The organism is Methylocapsa sp. D3K7 (assembly GCF_029855125.1).
Lineage (GTDB): Bacteria > Pseudomonadota > Alphaproteobacteria > Rhizobiales > Beijerinckiaceae > Methylocapsa.
Genome location: NZ_CP123229.1, coordinates 1574120 through 1594673, shown reverse-complemented (window position 1 = coordinate 1594673; position 20554 = coordinate 1574120). Strand labels below are relative to the sequence as shown.

The window sequence follows — 20554 nt, the reverse complement described above, 5'->3', positions numbered from 1 at the left end:
AATGTCTTTTACCGATATCTTTATCCGCCGGCCCGTCCTTGCCAGCGTGGTTAGTCTTTTGATTCTTCTTGCCGGAATTCAATCCGCTTACAAGCTGCAGATTCGGCAATTTCCGCAACTCTCCTCAACCACAATAACGATCACCACATCCTATCCAGGCGCCAATGCGGAGTTGATCAAGGGTTTTATCACGACGCCGCTCGCGCAGGCAGTTGCGAGCGCTGAAGGCATCGATACACTGGTTTCGAATTCGCAGCAAAACACCTCGACGATTACCCTCAACCTTCTCCTGAACGCTAACGCGGACCGTGCGGTGGCCGATGTCTTGGCCAAAGTTAATCAAGTCAAATATGTTTTGCCGCGCGAGGCGTTCGATCCGGTCGTTGTCAAGCAGACAGGCGATTCGACCGCTGTGCTTTATATGTCCTTCAATTCGAAGATTCTTACGCCCTCACAAATCACGGATTATCTCAACCGTGTCGTGCAGCCAAGACTGCAAACGATAGATGGCGTCGCCAATGCGCAAATCCTCGGCGGCCAGACTTTTGCGATGCGGGTATGGCTCAATCCGGACCGGATGGCTGCGCGCGGCGTGACCCCGCTCGATGTCTCGATTGCGCTTGCCGCGAATAATTTCACCACGGCTGCCGGCCAGATCAAGGGTGATTTTGTTCAAACGAGCATCAACGCTCAGACTTCGGTAGATTCGGCCAGAGCATTCGGTCAACTCGTCGTCGCGGCCCACGGCGACGCGATGATCCGGCTTGGCGATGTCGCCGATATTGAGCTTGGCCCAGAATCAGCGGATTCATCTTCCGGGTTCGATGGGTTGAAAGCGGTTTTTATCGGTATCTACGCCACGCCCACCGCCAATCCCCTGAGCGTCATCGACGACGTTCGCAAAGCTTTTCCAGAGCTTCAGTCGCAGTTGCCCGCCGGCCTTCAGGCCTCGATCGCCTATGATGCGACCAAATTCATTCGGGCTTCGATCCATGAGGTGGAGAAGACACTCGGCGAAGCGGCGCTGATCGTTATTGTCGTGATTTTCTTATTCCTTGGCAATTTTCGCTCGACGATCATTCCGATCGTGACCATCCCGCTTTCGCTCATCGGTGTGATGACCGTTCTTTTGATGCTCGGCTATTCGCTGAACCTTTTGACGCTGCTGGCCCTCGTTCTCGCGATTGGGCTTGTGGTGGACGATGCGATCGTTGTCGTTGAAAATATTTACCGCCACATGGAAGAAGGAATGTCCGCCCGCGATGCGGCGTTGCAGGGGGCGCACGAAATCGCCGGGCCGGTGATTTCGATGACCATCACGCTCGCCGCTGTCTATGCGCCGATTGGGTTTGTCTCAGGTCTGACCGGCTCGCTGTTCCGGGAATTTGCCTTTACCCTGGCGGGCGCTGTCGTCGTCTCGGGAGTTATCGCGCTCACATTGTCACCGATGATGTGTTCGCTTCTCCTGAAGCCACCCCAGCCCGAAGCCCATGGATTTCCCGCCTTCCTGGACCGGATGTTCGAGGGCCTGCGGCAGCGCTATCAGCGGCTCCTTCACAGGACCCTGAATTTCCGTGCCGTGACGGTATTGGTCCTGATCGGTGTTTTGGTGTTGACGGCAATTATGTTTATGACAACGCCCAAGGAACTCGCGCCGGATGAAGATCAGGGCACGATTTTCGCCATGGTCAAGACACCGCAATACGCCAATCTCGATTACATGGAGAAAGCGACGGCCCAGATCGATGCGGCTGCCAATGAGATTCCTGAAAAGGAGCATGTCTTCGTTATCAATGGTTTTGCGGGAGTGCATCAAGGCTTTGGTGGCCTTATTTTGAAGCCTTGGGATGAGCGCAAACGCACGCAAAAACAGATCATCGAAGCGCTGCAGCCAAAACTCGCGCATGTGACCGGAGCGGAGATTCTGGCGTTCGGGCCGCCGTCCTTGCCGGGCTCGACGGGCGGCCCGCCGCTGCAATTCGTGATCCGGACGATCGCCGATTACCGCCAGCTTGCGGATGTTATGGCCGAGATCGAAAAAGCGGCGCACGACAGTGGCCTGTTTATTTTCGCCAACAGCGATCTCAAGTTCGATATGCCGCAAATCGATTTCAAGATCGACGCGGATAAAGCCAATCGACTCGGCATTCACATGCAGGAGATTGGTGCCTCGCTCGCAACTCTGCTCGGCGGCAATTATGTCAACCGGTTCAGCCTCCAGGGGCGCAGCTATCAAGTCATTCCTCAGGCGCCGAGGGAGTTCCGGCTTACACCCGATTGGCTGACCCGCTATCAGTTGCGCACCAGCTCCGGCGCGCTTATTTCGCTGGCGACAGTCGCCAGCGTCACAACGAGCGTGCAGCCGAACGGACTGCCGACTTTCCAGCAATTGAATGCCGCGACATTGCAAGGCGTGCCCTTTCCCGGCCACACCCTTGGCGAAGCGATCGCTTTTCTGCAGCAAAAGGCAAAGGAACTTCTGCCGGAGGGCTACAGCGTCGATTATCAGGGCGAGAGCCGTCAGTACGTCCAAGAGGGCAATACGCTCGTTGCCACCTTCGTCTTCGCGCTTATCGTGATTTTTCTGGTGCTTGCCGCCCAGTTTGAAAGCTTCCGCGACCCGCTGATCATTCTTATCGCGCTGCCGACGTCGATGTTCGGCGCGCTTTTACCTTTGAACATCCTCGGAGTTGTCGGCGCGGCAAGCATGAATATTTATTCGCAGATTGGCCTCGTCACGCTGATCGGGTTAATCTCGAAACATGGGATCCTCATGGTGGAGTTCGCCAACCGGCTACAGGAGCAAGAAGGGTTTGGCCGCCGCGCGGCGATTGAACATGCTGCTTCAGTGCGGCTGCGCCCGATATTGATGACCACAGCCGCGATGGTGGCCGGTATGATTCCCCTGATCGTCGCGGTGGGCGCCGGGGCACAGAGCCGTTTCGCGATCGGGATCGTCATCGCGGCGGGCATGAGCGTTGGCACGATTTTTACGCTGTTCGTGACGCCGGCGATCTATACGCTGGTGGCAAGGGATCGAAATCGCAGCAAGCCGCAGCGGCATAGTCTTCCGCATCCCCGGGCCGAGGTGCGCTCTGCAGCCGAATAATCGTTCGACGACACGCAGGGCAAAGCACGAATGACCTACGATGACTACAACCCATTTTGCCATGCACTTCCCGCCGCAAGCTATGTGGTCCAATGGGGCGGATCACATGTGTGGAAAGTTGGCGGCAAGGTTTTTGCTATCGGTGGTTGGGCCGACGAAACCCCAGCTTTCACCTTCAAGGTGAGCGGCATCTCATATGAAGTGCTGAAGGAGCAACCGGGTCTGCGTCCGGCGCCATATCTTGCTTCACGCGGCATGACGTGGATACAGAACTATGCCAAGCCGGGACTCGCGGACGATGAATTGAGAGACTATATTCGTCAATCGTATCGCATCGTCTCTCAGGGTCTGACTAAGAAGAAGCAACGCGAACTGGGTCTCAACAAACTATAATTGTGTGTCAACCATCATCCGCTTGCAACTCGGGCAATCGCAAGGAACTCGGGTTGCCCCTCAAAACCTTCCATCCGGGCACACACGCTGAGGTCCTTGCTCCGGGTGCAAGCAGAAATTCGAACTGACCCGCGACTCAGAACGGTTGACAATTCCTCCCCTTTGCAGCGAAGCATCGGCATGAGCTCTCCTGATCCAGTCGCCCGGCGGCGAACCTTCGCTATCATTTCCCATCCCGATGCGGGAAAAACGACGCTCACCGAAAAGCTTCTGCTATTTGGCGGCGCGATCCAGCTTGCGGGAGAGGTTCGCGCCAAGGCCAACCGGCGGCAGACCCGCTCGGACTGGATGGGAATCGAACGCGAGCGGGGAATTTCGGTCGTGACCTCGGTGATGACCTTCGAGTATGACGGCTGCGTCTTTAATCTCCTCGACACCCCAGGCCACGAGGACTTCTCGGAAGATACCTACCGGACCCTAACCGCCGTTGATTCCGCAATCATGGTGATCGACGCGGCGAAGGGTATCGAGGCGCGCACCCGCAAGCTTTTTGAAGTGTGCCGCTTGCGCGATATTCCGATCCTTACTTTCATCAATAAGCTCGATCGTGAGACACGAGACCCCTTCGAGCTTCTCGACGAAATCGAAAAAACACTGGCGCTCGACGTTTGCCCCATAACTTGGCCGCTTGGGCGGGGCCGCGCCTTCGCGGGCACGTTCGACTTGCAACGCAATCTGGTACGGCAGATCGATCGCGACAGCGAGCCCGTGGCTGTTGAGGGGGCGGCCGATAAGTTCATCGCTGGCCTCCTTGATGAGGCCGATTTTGCCCAGGCCGGTGATGAAATCGACCTTGCTAAGGGAGGCTTTAAGGGCTTCGATCTCACATCGTTTTTGCAAGGCCATTTAACGCCCGTTTTTTTCGGCAGCGCGTTGCGCAATTTTGGGGTGCGCGATTTGATCGACGCGCTCAAAGCTTTCGCGCCGCCGCCGCAAGGTCTACAGGCGGTCTCGCGACACGTCGACGCGAGGGAAGCAAAAATGACCGGCTTTGTGTTCAAAATCCAAGCGAACATGGACCCCAATCATCGCGACAGGATCGCTTTTCTTCGTATTTGCTCCGGGAAGCTGACGCGCGGCATGAAGGCCAAATTGGTGCGCACCGGTAAGAATATCGCGCTTAACACACCGCAATTTTTCTTCGCCCAGGATCGTCAGCTCGCCGAGGAAGCCTTTGCTGGCGACGTGGTCGGCATACCAAATCACGGGACCTTGCGGATTGGCGACACTTTGACAGAGGGAGAGGATCTCGTCTTTCGCGGCGTCCCAAGTTTCGCGCCCGAAATCCTGCGCCGCGTCAAAACCAGTGATGCCATGAAAGCGAAAAAGCTGCGGGAAGCTTTGGGGCAAATGGCGGAGGAGGGCGTGGTGCAGCTGTTCTTGCCGCAGGATGGGTCAGGCGCGATCGCGGGTGTCGTTGGTGCCTTGCAGCTCGATGTCCTCGCCGAGCGGCTGAACGCGGAATACGGCCTCAGCGTAAGTTTTGAGATAAGCCGGTTCGAGTTCGCACGATGGATTGGCTCGAAAAATCCAGGCGAGCTAGACAAATTTATTCAGGCGCATCCGGCATCGATGGCGCGAGACTTGGATGGCGCCCCCGTCTTTATGGCCGCCTCGGGTTTCGATCTGCGATACGAGCAGGAAAGGTGGCCGGAGATCGTCTTCTCCGACATTAAGGATTATCAAAAGGCCATCGGCCAGTGAGTGCTTGTTGAAGCAAATTTATAGACTATATTATAAACCGCAAATAAATTTGTTGTTGTGGATCAACACCGGGGACCGTTCTATATGTTCAAGGTCTGCAAAGCTGTCACCTTCAACAGTTAGAATGGTGCTGGCAGGACATTAAACTTAAAGGAGAAACCTATGGACCGCCGTGAATTCATTGCCGCCGCTGGTACCGTCGCTTTCGCTGCGTCGGCTTCACCAGCCTTCGCTCAAGCCGGCGAGCCAGATATGCATCCGCCGAAATACAAGGCCCTAGAGGAAGCCGCCGGGCATTGCGTCTCTACAGGCAATGATTGCCTCAGGCACTGTCTCGGCATGTATGCGATGAAGGATACGAGCATGGCGGGCTGCGCCGAAGCAGCGTACCAGCTCGTTGCCGCCTGTGCGGCGTTGCAGACGCTTGCAGCGGTCAATTCGGAGCATACGGGCCATCTCGCCAAGGCGGTCGCAATGGTTTGCAAGGACTGCCAGAAGGAATGCGAAAAATTCCCACAAATCGCCGAGTGCAAGGCGTGTGGCGAATCTTGCAAGGCTTGCGCCGCGGAATGCGACAAGGTCGCGGCTTAATCTGAGATCGTAAGGGAGCGCGGCGGATGCGGTGCCGCGCTCCGGGGGAGGCTAACTCCTCCCGGCTGCCGGAAAGGTGAGTTAGAGTTCACAGCTTCTGATCCTCCTTGCCTCTGGAGTGATCAAATTCCGGCCGTGGAGCCCTCGTCGAGGCCCGTCCCGATTTGCATTTGGCCAGGCGCCGGCATAGATGAAATCCATGCCAAACTATGCCTCGCCCACATATTTTCTACGTATCGCCCGCCCCCTCATTCCGATATCGGCGGCGCTGACGGCAGTGTTGCTGGGCGTTGGGCTTTATCTTGCCCTCTTTGTCGCACCGCCTGATTATCAGCAGGGCGAGACGGTCAAGATCATGTATCTGCATGTTCCGTCGGCATGGCTCGCCATGTTGATTTATCTCGTCATGACGTCCGCTGCGCTTGGCACGCTTGTGTGGCGCCACCCCCTCGCGGACGCGGCGCAAAAGGCGGCGGCGGTGCTTGGGGCCGGCTTCACCTTGCTGTGCCTTGGTACTGGCTCACTGTGGGGTAAGCCCATGTGGGGCACGTGGTGGGTCTGGGACGCGCGGCTCACCTCGGTTCTGGTCCTTTTCTTGATCTACCTCGGACTGGTCGCTTTGTGGCGCACCATCGAAGACCCTGGCAAGGCGGCCCGCGCGGCGGCGATATTCACCCTTGTCGGAGCGGTCAACATTCCGATCATTAAATTTTCCGTCGACTGGTGGAACACGCTGCACCAGCCGGCGTCGGTCTTCCGCCTCGGGGGTCCCGCCATCGCTCCTTCCATGCTGTGGCCGCTCGTGGTGATGGTACTCGCTTTCACCTTTTTGTTCCTAACGCTGTATCTCTTGGCGATCCGCAACGAGATTTTACGCCGGCGCTTGCGGCGCATGTCGATCCTGGCGGCGAGCGTCCAAGAGCAGGGACGGCCCTCCGCATGGGAGGCGGCTTATGAGCCATGATTCGCATCTTGGCTTTATTATTGCTGCTTACGTCTTTGCCTTTGTGATCGCCGCCGGAATGGTGGTGACAATCGTCGTGGACTATCTGAATTTAAAGCGGGCGCTCGCCTCGTTTTCCGTTCCGGAAATCCGCCAAGATGACGATCCGCAAAATCCGAATCCTAGTGATGATTTGGAAACTCGCTCATAAATGACAGCGCGCGCACCCAAGCCACACGCGGATTCGCACGCAGCGCAGCGGCCCCTCGTCGTTTTCGTGCCCTTGCTGCTGTTCGCCGCTCTGGCAGGGCTCTTTTTGTTCCGGCTCTTTGCCGGCGATGCGTCGCTGCTGCCCTCGGCGCTCATCGGCCGGCAAGTTCCTGACTTCGATTTGTCGTCGGTTGATGGGCTCGACAAGCGGGGCTTTTCCGCCGCCGATCTTCGGCAAGGCAAAGTGACGCTTGTGAACGTCTTCGCTTCCTGGTGCGTGCCCTGCCACCAGGAACATCAAGTGCTGATGCAGCTCGCGGCGGACCCTATTCTCAAACGCACGGGAGCGAGCCTGTTCGGAATTGCCTATAAGGATGATCCGGCGAACGTTCAGCGTTTTCTTGCTGAAAATGGCGACCCGTTCGCGCGGATTGGCGCAGACCGCAAAGGGCGCGTGGCAATTGACTGGGGCGTCTATGGGGTGCCGGAAACTTTTATCATCAAAGGCGACGGCACGATCGCTTACCGGTTCGTCGGGCCGGTAAGCGAGGAAGCCTACCGGCAAACGATCTTGCCGGAGATCGAAAAAGCCCAACGTTGATGAAAACTACGCCGCCAACGCCCTGTCGGTCTGTTTGAAACCTTCAACCGCGCGTTCTTCGATTGTCTTGGGAGAAAAATCGCTTCCTCCAAAGCCCAAAACTTGATCCGGGCGTGTGATCGCGACGATGCGCGGAACGCGGATGTAGTGACGCTTCGCCACCGCCTGATAGGCCGGGTTGTCCTTGAGCGGATTGCCTCCGGGAAGATTTTCCAGCGCCTGCATCAAGTCGGCGACCTCGTTGATCCTCCCTAGCATTTTCACATCCGCGCCGGTCCTATTGGCAAACTGGAGGTTCTGCGTCCGAACCGTGACTTCTTGCATGTTGCTCGGGACCGGTGCCTCATTGGGAAACAGATTGACGACATAAATCGTCCGGTCAGCCCCCACCGACGTATCGAGCCTGTCGAGCACGGCGCCGAGGGGCGTGTTGTCGAACAAACCTCCGTCCCAGTAATATTTCTCGCCGATCTGTGTCATTGGAAACGACGGCGGCAAGCTGCCGCTTGCCACGATATGGTCCAAGGAAAGTCCTTGGTCCTTACTGAAGAAATATTCTATTTGCCCTGCCTGCACATCCGTCGCACTGACGAGAAGTCCGGGTCTGGCGTTAGGGTCCGCGAGGGCCTTGAGATCGACCAATTGGGAAAGTGTCTCGCGGAGCGGCGCCGTATCGTAGATGTTCGTCCATATCGGCAGGGCGTAGTAATCGAACCTTGGCACGAAGAAATTTGGGTTTCCCAACGCCGAAGCATAAGGCCGCAGGGGAGGCGGCAGAAAAAGCCCGGAAACGGTAACTTTTTGCCAGAAGGCTTCAAGTGCTTCGAGTGGTTTCAAACCCTTTGCGGGACGTGCCAGAAGCACTGCGGTGATCGCACCGATCGAGACGCCCGCGATCAAATCTGGCGCGAAATCCTGGTCCTTGTAGAGCCGCCGCGCCGCGCCAAGCTCATAGGCGCCAAGCGCGCCGCCACCTTGGAGGACCAATGCCGTTCTTGCCGTATGCGGCATATCACACCTCCATAAATATTGCGCCGCGGTAAACTTAGAGCTGCGGCGCAGCATCGGCAACCCCTGAATCGGGGACGCATCTTTCGCGAATTAGAGTGTCAGATTTTTTGCCCCTGACCATGCGTCAAGGATTTCGCGAATCCAAGGCAGCTGAGGGCCAGTGAGAACCGCCTCGGTTTCGGCCCCGCAAGCATAACCATCTTCGCCCTTGGCCCTGATTGCCACGGCCACCAGGGCGGGCCGGCCGACCGCAAAAACGGGGGCGCCGGAATCGCCTGTACAGCCGCCAAGCCGGTTGCCATCTGGATCTGTCAAATGGACAAGAACCGGTGATTTGGGTCCGTTGGCGGCCAGGACAGCGGTCCGCAAAATGCCCGACGTGCCGCGTTCTTCTTCATCCGCGTGACCGAATCCCACAATCTGCAATCGCTGCCCTGTCACGACGGAGAAATTGCGCAAAATTTCCACGGGTTTGAAGGAAGAAGGAAGGGGCTTTGCGAGGCGCATAAGGGCAAGATCTATGGAAGCCGTATCCTGCCCGGTGTTCGGCCGGTACCCTGGGTTGATGGCAATCGAGGCGACGTCGGAAAACACCAATCGCTCGGCAACGCCCGGCCAAAGATAATAGGCTATGGCGGTCCCAAAAATGATCAAGCTCAGGCCTGCTTGGAAGCTGGTGTGCGGGCGTATCCGGCCAAAATGGATCGCCAGGGGGATGAGCAGAACCGAGGCCAGAGTCCAAATGATCCAAGCAGCAACAAGAAAAATCAGCTTGCCTTCGCCGCCTAGAAAAAACACCTGCGTGGCGGAAGGAGTGGACACGCAATGCGCGGCGGTCAGGACGACGTCTTGAGCGATGACGCTGGCGCTGCAATAGCTGGCGCCTTCGCCGCTGCCGTTGTCCAAGATCATAACGACATAAGGCTTGAATTCAGGCGCCAGCTGGGTGGGGCCGACCAAAGCAGAGGCGGGCATCGGCAAAAATAGAGCTAACAGGCTAGCCAAGACCGCACCAAGACTCATCCGTCGGGCTGCCACTAACGCCTTCCAAAGGGGAGTGATTCGAAAAAAATTCTGCATCGCCATAATATTCATGGACCATTCATTGTGAGCAAGCCAGTTTCGGGCATGATTTTTTTCTTCGTGGCCGCTGTCGCGGTCTACCTTGGCCTGGGCGCCGCCGCGCGAACCGAACCCGAACACGCCTGTTTTTCCGCCGCTGAGACAAGAGACAAAATTCTCATGCATGGCCTGTTCGAGCCTTTTCATGCCATGCGGAACGCGGCGGGCCGGTTGCAAGCGGAGGCGCTCGGGGTCAAGCTGTGCCGCCGGAGCGATGAGCTTGTCTATGAGCTCAGCCTCTTGCGCCGTGATGGCCGCGTCATTCGGGTTTTTATCGACGCCAAGACAGGACAGGCGATCGATTCGAAAAATGAATGAAAAGCGGCGGTGGTGCTTGATGAGTAGGTTCCGTCCAATAAGGAATGAAAACGGTGCGGCTGCTCGTCGTCGAGGATGATAAGGACCTGAATCGTCAGATTGTCGCGGCGCTGTCCCAAGCAGGCTATGCCGTGGACAAGGCGTTCGATGGCGAGGAAGGCTGGTTTTTAGGAGATACCGAACCTTACGATGCCGTCATTCTGGATTTGGGGTTGCCGAAAAAGGACGGCGTTTCCGTACTCACGGAGTGGCGGCGGGCGGGGCGCCTCATGCCTGTCCTGATTTTGACGGCGCGCGACCGTTGGAGCGACAAGGTTCAAGGTTTTGACGCGGGCGCCGACGATTATGTCGCCAAACCCTTTCATATCGAGGAGATTCTTGCCAGACTGCGTGCCCTTCTCCGGCGCTCCGCTGGCCAGGCGACCAGTGAATTCCGGTGCGGTCCGGTGCTGCTCGATGCCCGCGCAGGCCGGGTAACAGTCGATGGTGTCCCCGTTAAGTTAACCTCACATGAGTACCGGCTTCTATCTTATTTGATGCATCATGCTGGAAAAGTCGTCTCTCGCGGGGAAATCGTCGCGCATCTCTACGATCAAGATTTCGACCGTGATTCCAATACAATCGAAGTTTTCATTGGGCGCTTGCGCAAGAAGCTCGGTATCGAAATTATCCAAACCGTGCGGGGGCTCGGCTATATTTTGGCGGCGCCCGGAACCGAGGAAGGAAATCCGCGCGCGGCGGAACCCCCGGCGCTCAAGTGATCCCCGCGCGTTCACGCCTGGCGGGTCTTTTGCTGGCGGCGTTTGATGGCAAACCATGAACAGGAAGCGAGTCGCTCGGCTGTGGCGCGGCCAGACAGCACATCTATAAAGCAAAGACCCCGTTCGATCGCGCGGCGGCTGTTCCTTTCCGCCGCATTGCTGAGCTTTGGGATTTTGCTTGTCGCGGGTCTGGTTCTCTCGACAATCTACCGGCGTACCGCTGTCGATAATTTCGATGACCGGCTCGGCGTGTATCTGCATGAGCTCATTGCCGATATCGCGTCATCGGGAGAAGAAAGCCACGCCGCGCCGGCCCAGCTCGGCGAACCGCAATTCGAATTTCCTCTGTCTGGCTGGTATTGGCAGATCACCAGGCTGGACGCGCCTAAGCCCGAGATCCGGAGCTCGCGCTCGCTGTTTGCGGCAAAGCTGCCCCGCCTGTCCGATTTTGGTATCGCGGCCGGTGCCGGGGGGGCACGCCGGGGCTACGCAAAAGGGCCCGACGACAGGATTTTGCGCATGGCCGAACGGGTCATCGACACGGGCGATCAGGGCATTTATCTGGTTCAAGTCGCCGCGACGCCCGAAGATATCGACCGGCAAATCTCGCGCTTCCAATTTGACCTTGTGGTAACCTTTGCCGTGCTTGCGCTGGCTCTTATTCTTTCGTCGGCGGCCCAGCTTCGCTATGGCTTGAAACCACTTTGGCAATTGCAGGAAGGAGTCGCCGCGATCAGACGCGGGGAGGCCGAAAAAATCGAAGGCGATTTTCCCCAAGATCTGGCGCCGCTCGCCAGTGAACTCAACCTGCTGATCGGCGCCAATCGCGACGTCGTGGAGCGCGCCCGTACTCAAGTGGGCAATCTTGCTCATGCGCTGAAGACGCCGCTCAGCGTCATCATCAACGAAGCGGCGGTTGATTCCAGCCCGCTCGCGGCGAAGGTTGAGGAGCAGGCGGCGGTCATGCGCGATCAGCTGTCCTATTACTTGAACCGGGCGCGGGTCGCGGTCCGCGCAAGAGCGCTTGGCGGCGTTACCGAGGTTGCCCCAGCGACCGAGGCCCTGGTCCGCACATTCGAAAAAATCTATGCCGAGCGAGCGGTTGAATTCTCGCTCACCACGGCGATGGAGGCAATCCGGTTCCCGGGCGAACGCCAGGATTTTGAGGAGATGGTTGGAAATCTCGTCGATAATGCCGGCAAATGGGCGCATCAAAAGGTTACGATCAAAATAGAAACGGAGCCGTGGGGGACTCTCGCGGAGCGCCGCTTTTTTCGCGTGATGATCGATGATGACGGGCCTGGACTTGCCGCCAGTCAGCGCCAAGCCGCACTTTCACGCGGGCGGCGTCTTGACGAAACCAAACCCGGTTCGGGCCTTGGACTCTCCATTGTTGCCGATCTGGCATCCCTCTATGGCGGGGTCTTGACCCTCGAAGATAGCCCCGAGGGAGGCTTGCGGGCGAATCTCAGGCTTCCGGCGGCGTGAACCCTCCGACATTTGTTTCCGATGAGCCTTGCAAGCGCCTTGGCAATGACTATTAAGGCTCCATGTTGTGGTTACTTTTCGCCGGTTTGACCGCCGCCGCGGTCGTTAGCGTTCTCTGGCCGCTGGCCAAACCGCCGCGCGGTGTTGGGCGGCGGGAAACGGATATCGCACTTTACAAGGCCCAACTCGCGGAAATCGAGCGTGATGAGGCGCAAAATCTGGTTGCGCTGGAAGACGCCGAGGGGGCCAAAGTTGAAGCCGCGCGGCGCCTGATGGCAGCGGCGGAAACCCCAGTCGAATCGGCATCAGCAACATCGCCACGGCGAGCCGGGCTGGCCTCGCTGGCTGTCTTGTTTCTGGTGCCGGCCGTCTCGATTTCCCTTTATGCGGCGATCGGACATCCCGAGCTGCCCGATGCGCCGCTTGTGGCTCGCCTTGAAACTGCCCCAGCACGCATGGATTTGGCGGCCGCGATCGCCAAGATTGAGGCACACCTTATTCAACACCCTGATGATGGACGTGGCTATGAAGTTTTGGTGCCAGTTTATCTGCAAACTGGCCGCGTCAATGATGCCGTCCAAGCGGCGAGCGCGGCGTTGCGCCTGTTGGGGCCAACCGCGGAACGGCAGGCGCTCTACGGCGAAACCCTGGTGGCCGCCACTCGCGGCGTTGTGACAGCGGATGCCAAACACGTCTTCGAAACGGCTGCGGCGGCGGACCCTTCAGCTCCCAAGCCTCGCTTTTTTCTTGGACTTGCAGCCGAGCAGGAGGGCGACATCGCCCGGGCAAAGGAAATCTGGGGAAAGCTCGCCGCCGAAGCGCCGCGCGACGCGGCTTGGGCGCAAGCGCTGCGCAAACGGATCGCAAGTCTTGACGTCAATTCTGGAGCGCCGCAAGGCCCTATGGCAGCCAAAATAGAGGCCATGCCGGCGGATGCCAGGATGGGCGCCATTCGCAATATGGTCGAGGGACTCGCGGCCCGTCTGGCTCAAAATGGGCAGGATCTTGAAGGCTGGCTTCGTCTCGTCCGCTCCTATACGGTTTTGCATGAATCCGGGAAGGCTCGTGCGGCGCTCGTCGACGCAAAACGCAATCTTGCGGACGATCCTAATGCGATCGCCCGCATCGACGCGCTTGCCCGCGAACTCGGTCTAGAAGGTTAGTCGGTGATGACGCGCAAGAAACGCCGCCTCGTTTTGATCTCCTCCGCGTTGGCCGTTCTGTGCCTCGCTTTGGGGCTAGTCCTTGTGGCGTTGCGCGACAATATCGTTTTTTTTTATGGGCCAAGCGAGCTTGCACAAAAGGCACCCCATGAGGGACAGAGGCTACGCATCGGCGGGCTCGTCAAGCAGGGCTCGCTTGTGCGCGAGGGCGAAAACACGGTGCGCTTCGCCGTGACCGATACCAAACAAGAGGTCGAAGTGACATACACCGGGCTGCTGCCCGATCTCTTCCGGGAGGGCCAAGGCGTTGTCGCGGAGGGCACGCTTGGCCAGGACAAAGTCTTTCATGCCGATAGCATTCTCGCCAAGCATGACGAACGCTACATGCCGCGCGAAGTCGCGGACGCCCTGAAGAAGCAGGGAGTTTGGCGCGAAGGCGCGGACGCGGCAAGCAAGTGAGGACAGTGGTGGGAAGCAGGGCCGAAAGTCTAGGAGAGCGGCGCGCATGATCGTTGAAACCGGCCATTATGCGCTTGTCCTCGCCTTGGCGCTCGCGCTCGTGAATTCTGTCTTGCCGGTGTGGGGGAGCACCACGGGGGACCGGCGGCTGATGGCGGTCGCGCCACCGGTCGCGCTCATGGGATTTGGCCTTGTGGCTTACGCCTATGTGGCCTTGACCGCAGCTCATGTCGTCTCCGACTTTTCGCTCGTCAATGTCGTTGAAAATTCTCATTCCGCCAAACCCCTCATTTACAAAATCACCGGCGTCTGGGGCAATCACGAAGGCTCGATGCTACTATGGGTGCTGGTTCTGTCGCTGTTCGCAGCGGCGGTCGCCCTGTTTTCGCGTTCCATGCCGGAGGACTTCCGGGCCAATGTTCTGGCTGTGCAATCCTGGATCGCCGCCGCGTTCCTGCTGTTCATTCTCCTGACGTCGAACCCGTTCGCGCGGCTTGCCGATGCGCCGGCGGAGGGCAATGATTTGAACCCGCTCCTGCAAGATCCAGGGCTCGCCATCCACCCCCCGCTGCTTTATCTCGGCTATGTCGGGCTTTCGATCACCTATTCCTTCGCGGCGGCGGCTTTGATTTCAGGGCGGATCGATGCGGTGTTCGCGCGGTTTGTGCGGCCATGGACCTTGATCGCCTGGATATCCTTGACGCTTGGCATCGCCATGGGATCTTACTGGGCCTATTACACGCTTGGCTGGGGCGGCTTCTGGTTCTGGGATCCCGTCGAGAATGCCTCTCTGATGCCTTGGCTTGCGGCGACCGCGCTGTTGCATTGCACGGCGGTGATGGAAAAGCGGGAAGCCTTGAAAATCTGGACAATCTTTCTTGCGATTCTTGCCTTCTCGCTGTCGCTGGTCGGAACATTCCTGGTCCGCTCCGGCGTCCTGACGTCCGTCCATGCGTTCGCGAGCGATCCCACGCGGGGCGTCTTCATTCTCCTGATCCTCGTGCTTTTCATCGGGGGATCGTTTGCGCTCTTCGCCATCCGCGCCGCAGGGCTGAAACAAGGTGGGCTTTTCGCCCCGGTGTCGCGGGAGGGCGCGCTCGTCCTCAACAATCTCTTATTGACGGCCTGTTGCGCCACGGTTTTTGTCGGCACGCTGTATCCGCTGGCGCTCGAAGCTTTGACGGGGGAAAAAATCTCGGTCGGTGCACCGTTCTTCAATCTGACCTTTATCCCGATGTTCATTCCTTTGTTCATCCTGATGCCATTCGGTCAGTTGCTTCCCTGGAAGCGCGGTGATCTCGCGGGCGTCGCGCAAAGGCTGGCGGCGGCATTTGCGGCGGCTCTGGTGTTTATGGCGATCCTCGCCGCCTGGCGTGGCGGTCCAGCGCTTAGCGTGGTCCTGTCGGGTGTTGCGCTCTATGTGATCGCTGGTTCTTTCGTCGATCTCGGCCGGCGGGTCTTCGGCGGCGGGTTTGCCCCCGCTGTCGCAAGCCAGCGCGCACGCGGCGTGCCGCGCCATGCATTTGGCACCGCTTTCGCCCATGCGGGTATTGGCATCACTCTGCTTGGCCTCGCCGCGACCGGCTGGGGCACCGAGAAAATCACCGCTTTGAAGCCAGGTGAAACCATTGCCGCCGGTCCTTACGAACTCACCTTCGAAGGCGTCGTGCCGCGCAACGGCGCCAATTATTCCGAGCTCGTGGGGCGAACAATAATCCGTGTCAAAGATGAGGTGGTCGCCACGATCGAGCCGGCTACGCGGTTCTATCCGGCTCGCCGGATGACGAGGTCGGAGGCAGGAATAGCAACACTCGGCTTTGGCCAGGTCTATATGAGCATCGCTGACGTCGCCCCCAACGGCGTCGTCAATGCGAGAATCTTCTGGAAGCCTCTCGTCGCCCTGATTTGGATCGGCGCTCTTGTCATGGCCTTCGGCGGCGGCCTGTCCTTAAGCGATCGCAGTTTTCGGATCGGCATCGCGCGCCGGGCGCGCAAGGTGCAGGCAGCAAGCCCCCAACCGGCGGAATGAAAATGGCCTTTGCACGCGCCATCCTCGCGGTCTGTCTGTTTTTGTTCACGCCCCTTACGGCGAGCGCCGTACAGCCAGACGAAGTGCTGACAGATCCAAGGCTCGAGGCGCGTGCCCGGGCGCTCTCCGCTGAATTGCGCTGTATGGTTTGTCAGAATGAGTCGATCGACGAATCAAATGCCGATCTTGCACGCGACTTGCGGTTGCTGGTGCGGGAGCGGCTCCAAGCAGGCGATAGCGACGAGCAAATCCGGACTTTTCTCGTTCACCGCTACGGCGAATTCATCCTTCTGAATCCACCCTTCAAGCTGGAAACCTGGCTGCTTTGGGGCGCTCCCTTCATTGTGCTTGCCGTAGGCGGGGGCCTCATCCTTGCTTCCCGGCAGCGGCAAAACAATCGCGTCCCGGGAAATCCATTGTCCGAAGCCGAGCGTGCCAAGCTAGATGCCATGCTGGAGGAGGATGATTTCGGGAACACCATTAAAAAGGAAGATTGAAAACACGTCCCGGCACCAACTCTCCATTCTCAATCGCGCCAATGGCGACGACGACGCCACCGCAGGCGGCATAGGCGGAGCCATCAAAGGGTGCATCCTGACCGCGCAGCAACACCGGCTGGCCACGCCTCAAACGCGCGGCGGTACCGGAATCGACCGTGATGCGCGGCACTTCGGTCAGTCCCGCCTCGACGCGGCGCAACGCCAACGCGCTGACGGTATCGTCGTCTAAATCCAGCAGGGGCACCGCATCCTTTTCATAGAATGGCCCGACGCGCGTTCGCCGCAGCGCGCTGACGTGACCATAGCAGCCAAGGCTTCTGCCGAGATCACGGGCGATCGCACGAACATAAGTTCCCTTGCCGCAACGGGCTTCAAAGACCGCTTCGTCAGGTCCAGCTTCGATGAGGTCGAGCGCGTGAATCGTCACTGCGCGGGGAGCCAGAACGGGTGCTTCGCCGCCCCGCGCGAGATCATAGGCGCGCTCGCCATTGATCTTGATCGCCGAATAGGAGGGAGGCAATTGCAAAATCGTCCCGATGAATGGCGGGAGGAGCGCGATAATATCGCTGGAAGACGGGCGGGCATCCGATTGTGCGGTCACGCGGCCATCGGAATCATCGGTATCTGTTTCCGCGCCCCAGCGCACCGTAAAGCGATAGGCCTTTTCCCCGTCCTGCACGAAAGGCACGGTTTTCGTTGCCTCGCCAAAAGCGACCGGCAAGATGCCTGTCGCCAGAGGGTCGAGCGTGCCGGCATGCCCGGCCTTTTTGGCATTGAAAATCCGTTTCAAACGCGACACAGCCTGGGTCGAGTTCATGCCAGCTGGCTTGTCCAAAATGACCCAGCCATTGACATCTTTTCGCGTCGAGGCGCGGTTGGCCATGTTCATGATCCTTTTTGTGCCAAATCGCGTTTCACTTCCGGCGAGTCGAGCAAAGCGTCGATCCTAGTGCTGTAGTCAAATCGCTGATCGCTTTTGAAGCGAATGTCAGGGGCGAAGCGAAGATTGACGCGCCTTGCAATTTCGCCGCGCAGGAATTTCTTGTGCCGGTCAAGTGCGGCCAAAACGTCGGCGGTGTTCTTGCCGCCGAGCGGCATGACATAAATCGTCGCGAGCTTCAGATCTGGGCTCATGCGGACTTCCTGAATCGTCACGGCCTGACCTTCGAGCAAAGGATCGGCGACCGCGGAACGGACAAGAAGCTCCGACATGGCATGCCGGATCAATTCGGCGACGCGCAGCATTCGCTGCGAAGGCTCGGCGCCCTGTTGGTGATGAACTCTGGACATGTGGTCTCCGGCGGATCTTGCCGTTCAGATCATGGTGAATTGTCCGCGTGGAAAGCAGTCACCCGGCGAAAAAGCGGACCGGTCTGCTTTCCACTCATGACGTCACAGCGAGCGCTTGATCTCCTGGACGGTGTAGCATTCGATGACATCGCCCGTGCGCATGTCTTGATAGTTTTCGAACGCCATGCCGCATTCCTGCCCTGCTTGCACTTCCTTGACCTCGTCTTTGAAGCGCTTGAGTGTCGAGAGCTTGCCTTCGTGCACGACAACATTGTCGCGGATCAGCCGGACATTGGCGCCCCGCTGAACGGTGCCGTCGGTGACCCGGCAGCCCGCGACTTTGCCAACCTTCGAAATCGTAAAGACTTCGAGTATCTCCGCATTGCCGAGCATGTCCTCTCGCAACGTCGGTGCGAGCAGACCGGACATCGCCGCCTTCACGTCGTCGACGAGATTATAGATAACATTGTAATAGCGAATTTCGATGCCTGATTGTTCGGCAAGCGCCCTGGCTTCCTTATGCGCGCGCACATTGAAGCCAATCACCGCCGCCCCCGAGGCTTCCGCTAAGGTGATATCTGACTCGGTAATACCGCCAACTCCGGCATGAATGACCCGTGCCGCGACTTCTTCGGTATTGAGCTTCTCGAGCGTTGCAAGGATCGCTTCGACCGAGCCCTGAACGTCGCCCTTGATGACGAGCGGGAATTCCTTGCGGCCAGCCGTCTTCAACTGGCTCATCATATCGGCGAGCGATCCGCGCGCCACGGTTCCCCGCGCAGCCGCCTGCTCGCGCCTTTGCCGTTCGCGATATTCGGTGATTTCCCGGGCTCTCGCTTCGGTTTCGACGACGGCCACACGATCGCCCGCTTCCGGCGAGCCGGAAAAGCCCAAAACCTCGACGGGCATCGACGGGCCCGCGTCAGCCCTGATCTCTCCCTTATCGCCGAGCAGCGCCCGCACCCGGCCCCATTGGGAGCCGCCGACGATCAAATCGCCGACTTTCAACGTGCCGCGCTGCACCAGCACTGTGGCCACGGGTCCACGGCCCTTGTCGAGCCTTGCCTCGATGACCGTGCCTTCGGCGGGGCGGTCGGGATTGGCCCGCAGGTCAAGCAATTCTGCCTGGAGGGAGATCAGTTCAAGCAGCTTGTCGAGGTTGAGATTCTTGGTCGCCGAAACCTCGACTTCGAGCGTATCGCCGCCAAGACTTTCAACCTGCACCTCATGTTGCAGCAATTCACTGCGCACACGCTCGGGCTTGGCGTCGGGTTTGTCGATCTTGTTGATCGCCACGATCATCGGGACTTTGGCGGCCCGTGCATGGGCGATCGCCTCCGCGGTCTGCGGCATGACGCCATCGTCGGCCGCGACAACGAGAACGACGATGTCCGTCACCTTGGCGCCGCGTGCGCGCATCGCCGTGAAGGCCGCGTGACCTGGCGTATCGATGAACGTCACCTTGCCGCCATTTGGCGCGGCGATCTGATAAGCGCCAATATGCTGAGTGATGCCGCCCGCCTCGCCGGAAACGACGTTGGCGTGCCGGATCGCGTCGAGTAGCGAGGTCTTGCCGTGATCGACATGGCCCATGATGGTCACGACCGGCGGACGCGGCACGAGATCCTCGCCGGTGTCCGGCGTGTCGAAGAGCCCTTCCTCGACATCGGCTTCGGCGACCCGCCGCACGGTGTGACCCAATTCCTCGGCGATGAGTTGCGCCGTATCCGCGTCGATGACGTCGGTGATCTTCGCCATCTGGCCTTGCTTCATCAGAAGCTTGATGACATCGACCCCCCGCTCCGACATCCGGCCGGCGAGTTCCTGAATCGTAATCGTCTCCGGCAGGATCACGTCGCGGGTGAGCTTTTCCTTAACCTCATTGACATGGCCTTTGAGGCGCTGAACACGGCGGCGGAAAGCCGCGACGGACCGCGTCCGCTCTTCTGCTTGCTCCCCCGTGACATTGGCGACCGTGAGGCGGCCCCGGCTTTTTGGCTCGGCGCCGCGGGTCGGGCGAGGGATCGCAACCTTGATCGGCAAGCCAGGCCGGCGAATGACGTGTGGCGCTTCCTCCTCATCGGCGAGCGAGGCTACTATGGGCGCCGGAGAATGGCTGGCGGGTGTTAAAGGCACACTGACAGGCGGCCTGCGCACGGCCGCACCCGAAGGGGCGGGGGCGGGTTCGCCGCCGGCGAGACGCCGTTTGGCTTCGGTTTCCGAACGGCGCTTGGCTTCTGCCTCATGGGCCCGGCGTGCCTCTTCCTCCTGTTTGCGCGCCTCGGCCGCTGCCCGCTCTTCCCGTTCGCGGCCCTCTCGCTCTTCGCGGATTTTGGCTTCGGCCTCGGCGCGCTTACGATCTTCAACCTCGCGTTCGCGGGCCCCGGAGAGCGCGCGGGACCGGGCCTCCCGCTCCTCTTCCGTCAGCGAACGCAAAATAACTCCGGACGCCGCCCGGTGCGGGTGTTGTGGCTGGGATGGGGCCGCTTGCGGGCGCGCCTTGGGCGCGGGAGGCGGCGGCGGCGCGGCGACAACTTCGCGCGGCGGCGCATGCGTTTCCCCCGGCGCCACGGCCCGGCGTTTCACTTTCTCGACGACCACCGCTTTCGAGCGGCCGTGCGAGAAGCTCTGGCGCACGATTCCCGCCTCGACGGGCCGCTTCAAGGTCAGCTTTTTGGCCGGAGCGACGCTCAACGTTGTGTCACCAGGGTTCTTGGTGTCATTCATCAGTATTACATTCCCGGGCCCGCGCCCATTCGATTTCATGGTGCCGGACGTCCAGCACTTTCAATTGCATAACAG

Annotated in this window: 19 protein-coding genes; 14 read left to right on the top strand and 5 right to left on the bottom strand. The window is 59.3% G+C overall.

Features of this window, described 5'->3' with window-relative positions:
- Position 1: 1 nt before the first annotated feature.
- The 7 genes from QEV83_RS07270 (at position 2) to QEV83_RS07240 (ending at position 7611) form a co-directional block, all read left to right on the top strand.
- Positions 2–3109, top strand: coding sequence for a multidrug efflux RND transporter permease subunit (locus QEV83_RS07270; RefSeq protein WP_280130539.1), 3108 nt, complete (start codon positions 2–4; stop codon positions 3107–3109).
- 30 nt (positions 3110–3139) lie between these two features.
- The gene (locus QEV83_RS07265; protein ID WP_280130538.1) at positions 3140–3502 is read left to right on the top strand and encodes an MmcQ/YjbR family DNA-binding protein; all 363 of its coding nucleotides are present in this window, start codon (positions 3140–3142) and stop codon (positions 3500–3502) included.
- A 180-nt stretch (positions 3503–3682) separates the two neighbouring features.
- Positions 3683–5266, top strand: a complete 1584-nt coding sequence (locus QEV83_RS07260) for a peptide chain release factor 3 (RefSeq protein WP_280130537.1) — start codon at positions 3683–3685, stop codon at positions 5264–5266.
- A gap of 162 nt (positions 5267–5428) precedes the next feature.
- Positions 5429–5857, top strand: a complete 429-nt coding sequence (locus tag QEV83_RS07255) for a four-helix bundle copper-binding protein (protein WP_280130536.1) — start codon at positions 5429–5431, stop codon at positions 5855–5857.
- A gap of 190 nt (positions 5858–6047) precedes the next feature.
- Positions 6048–6821 (top strand): heme ABC transporter permease, encoded by a 774-nt coding sequence (locus QEV83_RS07250; protein ID WP_280130535.1) that lies wholly within the window; start codon positions 6048–6050, stop codon positions 6819–6821.
- The gene (locus tag QEV83_RS07245) at positions 6811–7011 is read left to right on the top strand and encodes a heme exporter protein CcmD (protein WP_280130534.1); all 201 of its coding nucleotides are present in this window, start codon (positions 6811–6813) and stop codon (positions 7009–7011) included. Before QEV83_RS07250 ends, QEV83_RS07245 begins: the two co-directional genes overlap by 11 nt.
- A complete protein-coding gene (locus tag QEV83_RS07240; protein WP_280130533.1) occupies positions 7012–7611 on the top strand; it encodes a DsbE family thiol:disulfide interchange protein in 600 nt (199 codons plus the stop codon). It begins immediately after the preceding gene.
- Between the two features lie 6 nt (positions 7612–7617).
- On the opposite strand, the gene QEV83_RS07235 is transcribed toward QEV83_RS07240, so the two are convergent.
- Both QEV83_RS07235 and QEV83_RS07230 read right to left on the bottom strand, forming a co-directional pair.
- A complete protein-coding gene (locus QEV83_RS07235) occupies positions 7618–8622 on the bottom strand; it encodes a patatin-like phospholipase family protein (protein ID WP_280130532.1) in 1005 nt (334 codons plus the stop codon).
- A gap of 90 nt (positions 8623–8712) precedes the next feature.
- Complete coding sequence (locus tag QEV83_RS07230; protein ID WP_280130531.1) at positions 8713–9645, bottom strand: trypsin-like serine protease; 933 nt, start codon at positions 9643–9645, stop codon at positions 8713–8715.
- Positions 9646–9729: 84 nt separating this feature from the next.
- On the opposite strand from QEV83_RS07230, the gene QEV83_RS07225 reads away from it, so the two are divergent.
- The 7 genes from QEV83_RS07225 to QEV83_RS07195 all read left to right on the top strand — a co-directional run bounded on the left by QEV83_RS07225 (position 9730) and on the right by QEV83_RS07195 (position 16459).
- Positions 9730–10062: a PepSY domain-containing protein gene (locus QEV83_RS07225; protein ID WP_280130530.1), complete on the top strand. Its 333-nt coding sequence runs from the start codon at positions 9730–9732 to the stop codon at positions 10060–10062.
- 53 nt (positions 10063–10115) lie between these two features.
- The gene (locus QEV83_RS07220) at positions 10116–10823 is read left to right on the top strand and encodes a response regulator transcription factor (protein WP_280130993.1); all 708 of its coding nucleotides are present in this window, start codon (positions 10116–10118) and stop codon (positions 10821–10823) included.
- Between the two features lie 45 nt (positions 10824–10868).
- On the top strand, positions 10869–12311 hold the full coding sequence (locus tag QEV83_RS07215; RefSeq protein WP_280130529.1) for a sensor histidine kinase: 1443 nt from the start codon (positions 10869–10871) through the stop codon (positions 12309–12311).
- Between the two features lie 62 nt (positions 12312–12373).
- Positions 12374–13474, top strand: coding sequence for a c-type cytochrome biogenesis protein CcmI (gene ccmI, locus QEV83_RS07210; protein WP_280130528.1), 1101 nt, complete (start codon positions 12374–12376; stop codon positions 13472–13474).
- A gap of 6 nt (positions 13475–13480) precedes the next feature.
- Entirely contained in the window at positions 13481–13933 is a 453-nt protein-coding gene (gene ccmE / locus QEV83_RS07205; RefSeq protein WP_280130527.1) for a cytochrome c maturation protein CcmE, read from the top strand.
- Between the two features lie 46 nt (positions 13934–13979).
- A complete protein-coding gene (locus tag QEV83_RS07200; RefSeq protein ID WP_280130526.1) occupies positions 13980–15962 on the top strand; it encodes a heme lyase CcmF/NrfE family subunit in 1983 nt (660 codons plus the stop codon).
- A 2-nt stretch (positions 15963–15964) separates the two neighbouring features.
- Positions 15965–16459 carry a cytochrome c-type biogenesis protein CcmH gene (locus QEV83_RS07195; RefSeq protein ID WP_280130525.1) on the top strand — a complete coding sequence of 165 codons (495 nt, stop codon included), beginning with the start codon at positions 15965–15967 and terminating at the stop codon, positions 16457–16459.
- Here the strand turns inward: QEV83_RS07195 and truB are convergent.
- From truB to infB, 3 genes are all read right to left on the bottom strand, one after another.
- Positions 16443–17345, bottom strand: coding sequence for a tRNA pseudouridine(55) synthase TruB (gene truB / locus QEV83_RS07190; RefSeq protein ID WP_280130524.1), 903 nt, complete (start codon positions 17343–17345; stop codon positions 16443–16445). The two genes, QEV83_RS07195 and truB, sit on opposite strands and share 17 nt — an antisense overlap.
- A gap of 2 nt (positions 17346–17347) precedes the next feature.
- Positions 17348–17752, bottom strand: a complete 405-nt coding sequence (rbfA, locus tag QEV83_RS07185) for a 30S ribosome-binding factor RbfA (protein WP_280130523.1) — start codon at positions 17750–17752, stop codon at positions 17348–17350.
- A 102-nt stretch (positions 17753–17854) separates the two neighbouring features.
- Positions 17855–20479 carry a translation initiation factor IF-2 gene (infB, locus tag QEV83_RS07180; protein WP_280130522.1) on the bottom strand — a complete coding sequence of 875 codons (2625 nt, stop codon included), beginning with the start codon at positions 20477–20479 and terminating at the stop codon, positions 17855–17857.
- Positions 20480–20554: the final 75 nt, after the last annotated feature.

Bases quoted from the DNA above. Each gene is read 5' to 3' on its own strand.
- QEV83_RS07270 (WP_280130539.1), top strand. From the start codon at position 2: ATGTCTTTTACCGATATCTTTATCCGCCGGCCCGTCCTTGCCAGCGTG.
- QEV83_RS07265 (WP_280130538.1), top strand. From the start codon at position 3,140: ATGACCTACGATGACTACAACCCATTTTGCCATGCACTTCCCGCCGCA.
- QEV83_RS07260 (WP_280130537.1), top strand. From the start codon at position 3,683: ATGAGCTCTCCTGATCCAGTCGCCCGGCGGCGAACCTTCGCTATCATT.
- QEV83_RS07255 (WP_280130536.1), top strand. From the start codon at position 5,429: ATGGACCGCCGTGAATTCATTGCCGCCGCTGGTACCGTCGCTTTCGCT.
- QEV83_RS07250 (WP_280130535.1), top strand. From the start codon at position 6,048: ATGAAATCCATGCCAAACTATGCCTCGCCCACATATTTTCTACGTATC.
- QEV83_RS07245 (WP_280130534.1), top strand. From the start codon at position 6,811: ATGAGCCATGATTCGCATCTTGGCTTTATTATTGCTGCTTACGTCTTT.
- QEV83_RS07240 (WP_280130533.1), top strand. From the start codon at position 7,012: ATGACAGCGCGCGCACCCAAGCCACACGCGGATTCGCACGCAGCGCAG.
- QEV83_RS07235 (WP_280130532.1), bottom strand. From the start codon at position 8,622: ATGCCGCATACGGCAAGAACGGCATTGGTCCTCCAAGGTGGCGGCGCG.
- QEV83_RS07230 (WP_280130531.1), bottom strand. From the start codon at position 9,645: ATGAGTCTTGGTGCGGTCTTGGCTAGCCTGTTAGCTCTATTTTTGCCG.
- QEV83_RS07215 (WP_280130529.1), top strand. From the start codon at position 10,869: ATGGCAAACCATGAACAGGAAGCGAGTCGCTCGGCTGTGGCGCGGCCA.
- ccmI (WP_280130528.1), top strand. From the start codon at position 12,374: ATGTTGTGGTTACTTTTCGCCGGTTTGACCGCCGCCGCGGTCGTTAGC.
- ccmE (WP_280130527.1), top strand. From the start codon at position 13,481: ATGACGCGCAAGAAACGCCGCCTCGTTTTGATCTCCTCCGCGTTGGCC.
- QEV83_RS07200 (WP_280130526.1), top strand. From the start codon at position 13,980: ATGATCGTTGAAACCGGCCATTATGCGCTTGTCCTCGCCTTGGCGCTC.
- QEV83_RS07195 (WP_280130525.1), top strand. From the start codon at position 15,965: ATGGCCTTTGCACGCGCCATCCTCGCGGTCTGTCTGTTTTTGTTCACG.
- truB (WP_280130524.1), bottom strand. From the start codon at position 17,345: ATGGCCAACCGCGCCTCGACGCGAAAAGATGTCAATGGCTGGGTCATT.
- rbfA (WP_280130523.1), bottom strand. From the start codon at position 17,752: ATGTCCAGAGTTCATCACCAACAGGGCGCCGAGCCTTCGCAGCGAATG.
- infB (WP_280130522.1), bottom strand. From the start codon at position 20,479: ATGAATGACACCAAGAACCCTGGTGACACAACGTTGAGCGTCGCTCCG.